Origin of the sequence: Protofrankia sp. CiT1 (assembly GCF_917627335.1) — a bacterium.
Lineage (GTDB): Bacteria > Actinomycetota > Actinomycetes > Frankiales > Frankiaceae > Protofrankia.
This window is the reverse complement of record NZ_CAKJTP010000041.1, coordinates 32,478-35,286: the sequence shown is the minus strand read 5'-3', so window position 1 is coordinate 35,286 and position 2,809 is coordinate 32,478. Positions and strand designations below refer to the sequence as shown.

2 protein-coding genes are annotated in these 2,809 nt (G+C 68.9%); one reads left to right on the top strand and one right to left on the bottom strand.

All coding sequences use genetic code 11. The features are described from left to right. Nucleotides 1-120: 120 nt before the first annotated feature. Entirely contained in the window at nucleotides 121-1,812 is a 1,692-nt protein-coding gene (locus MJ785_RS09575; protein ID WP_239309324.1) for an amidohydrolase family protein, read from the bottom strand. Between the two features lie 81 nt (nucleotides 1,813-1,893). Here MJ785_RS09575 and MJ785_RS09570 point away from each other — a divergent pair, with 81 nt between their 5' ends. Continuing rightward, nucleotides 1,894-2,637 carry a 3-oxoacyl-ACP reductase family protein gene (locus MJ785_RS09570; RefSeq protein WP_239309325.1) on the top strand — a complete coding sequence of 248 codons (744 nt, stop codon included), beginning with the start codon at nucleotides 1,894-1,896 and terminating at the stop codon, nucleotides 2,635-2,637. Nucleotides 2,638-2,809: the final 172 nt, after the last annotated feature.

The following is a 2,809-nucleotide window of genomic DNA, read 5'->3' as shown; positions in this document are numbered from 1 at the left end:
GACGGAGCATGGCCGTGCCCTGCGCGCGGGACGTGCGTGTCAGCGCGCCCGGCACCAGGGGCGCGGCGTCCGTCGGGTGCCCCGGGGAGATGATCGGGGTGAGCTGGCCAGCAGTTGCTCTCAGCGGGCCGCGCGCAGGAAACGCCCCGGGCGGGTGCCGGTGAGCTCACCGAATTCCTGCACGATCGTCCCCGCGACCGCGGTCATCCGGTAACCCCCCGCGGGGCGGCGCAGCCGGGCAGCCCCGGTCGGCAGGTCCGAGACGAACACGTCCCGTTTCCATTCGAGCTCGTTGAGCGCGAACACGACGATGTCGCCGGCGGCGCCCTCGCGCAGGACGCCCCGATCGGCAAAGCCGAACAGGCCCGCGAGCTGTCCCGTCATCTTGTGCACGGCCTGTTCCAGGGTGAGGTCGTCGCGGTCGCGCACATGGCGGGTCAGGGTCAGGGTCGTGTCGCCGATGGCGCACATCATCGCGAGGTGTGCGCCCGCGTCGCTGTTGGCGATGATGGAGGCGGGGTGCGAGAGAGTCTCCGCAACGCCGTCCGCGTCCGCGTTGGACACGCCGACACCGACGACACCCGGCGTGAGGTCATTGTCCAGCAGCCAGTCGGCGAGGACGTCGGACGGGTGGCCGGCATGGGCGATGACAAGGTCGGCCAGGGTCGAGCCCACCCACTTCTCGTTGTGCGGGCGGGTGACGGAGACGAACCGGATCCGGTCGGGGTGGCGGTGCGGGATCATCGTTCGAGGGACCTGGTCCCACTCCGCCCGCGCCTGTGCCCGCCACTGCGGGTCGGTCAGCATCCGCTGCTTGTCGCCGGGCGTGGCCTGCACCATCCGATGCCAGGTCTCCTGCAGGCCCATCCAGGACATCCCGCCGTTCCAGTTCACGTGGATGTCCAGCGTCCGGGGGCTTACCTGCGGGTAGGAGCGGATTCCGCCGGCCTGCAGCTCCGCGGCGAACGTGAGCATCTCCCGGGCCCAGTTGGGCTTGTCCGACGTGTGAAAGATACCGATCCAGGAGTGCATCAGGTCACGTGGCCGGCACAGATCGCCCATCCGCCGGACGTCCGCACGCATCTGACGGCCCGACTGGCCCGGGATGAACGTCATGAACCGGGACCGGTCGGCCAGGACGTCGATCAGCGCGGCGAACTCGGCGTCGTCGGCGATCCGGCTCGGCACCGGCCGGCCGGCGCGGTCCTCGTCGAATCCGAGCGATGTCGACATGCCGAACGCGCCGGCGTCGAGGGAGCCGGCCAGCAGGGCCGCGATCAGCGCTCGCTCGTCAGCGGTCGCGGCCCGATCCCACGCCTGCTCGCCCATGACGTACTGGCGCAGCATGTTGTGACCTACGAGCCCAGCGACGTTGAGGCCGTAGCCGCCGCGTTTCCCGGCCGCGTCCAGGTAGTCACCATAGGACTCCCAGTCCCAGGGCAGGGCGGTGTCGAGCACCTCGTGGGGAAGGTCCTCGATGTAGCAGAACAGGGCCGCGAGCCCGGCTCTGTCCGCGGGGCGGACCGGCGCCAGGGACAGCGAGCAGTTACCCACCAGCGCGGTTGTCACGCCGTGCTGAGGCATCGGGTCGCACATCGGGTCCCAGAACAGGGTGGGATCGAAGTGGGTGTGCACGTCGATGAAGCCGGGTGTCACGTAGGCGCCGGATGCGTCGATGACTCGCTCGCCGTCCGGCCGCAGTCCCACCCCGATCTCCGCGATGACGCCGTCGCGGACCCGGACGTCGCCGGGCCGGGCCGGGGATCCGGTGCCATCCACGACGCTGCCGCCGCGTACGAGCAAGTTGTCCATTGAGAGCCTCTCATTAGGTATAATGATTCTACTAAAATAGTCATTCTGTCAGAACAAGTCGAGGAAGGCGAGGGAGGGATCTTGGAGCGCAGAGTCGCGATCGTCACCGGTGGTACCCGTGGTATCGGTGCTGCGATCACAGAGGTTCTTGTCGGTGCGGGGGCGCATGTCGTGGCCATCTACGCTGGTAACCACGCTGGTGCGGAGGCGTTGCGCGAACGTCTGGTCGACCGGGGCGGTTCAGTCAGCATGCACGCCGGGGACGTCGGCGACCCGGACTTCTGCCGAAAGCTCGTCGCCGACGTGCTGGGTGAACACGGCCGCGTCGACCACCTCGTCAACAACGCGGGTCTCCTAGTCGAGAACAGTGCCTTCAGGATGACCGATGAGGACTGGGAGCGTGCCCTGCGGGTGAACCTGTCCGGCCCGTGGTATCTCGCCCGCGCTGTACTTGCGCCCATGGCGGAACGCCGTTTCGGGCGCATCGTGAACGTCGGGTCGGTGACCGCAGCTATGGGCAGTCCGGTCGAGATCGGCTATGGGGCGGCCAAGGCCGGCCTGCTGGGTATGACGCGCTCGCTCGCGCGGGCGGTCGCGCGTAAGGGCATCACCGTCAATCTCGTCGTGCCCGGTGTTTTCGAGACGGACATGACCAACTCGATGGCGCCGGCCGCGCAGGAGACGATTCGCGCGATGATCCCGTTGGGGCGGCGCGGTGATCCCGCTGAGCTCGCGCACGCCGTCCGCTTCCTGCTGGACGACAGAGCGGGCTACGTCACCGGGTCGGTGGTCACCGTCGACGGTGGCCTGAGCATGGGTGCCTAGGATTCCGAAAGGATCTCCAGAATGTCCCCGGCCCGAGACGGCGTTGTCGCGCCGCCGTCGAGCCGGCTCAGCTCCCGCGGCAGGGGGGCCGGTTGCCGCACGTCAAAGGTGGTGCCAGCGGGGCTTAGAGCGACCGGCAATAGGGACGCGGCGTCGCGGGGCTGGGGTGCGC

What these genes read in the sequence shown, in the direction of transcription:
- MJ785_RS09575 (WP_239309324.1), bottom strand. Translation starts at nt 1,812, where the DNA reads ATGGACAACTTGCTCGTACGCGGCGGCAGCGTCGTGGATGGCACCGGA.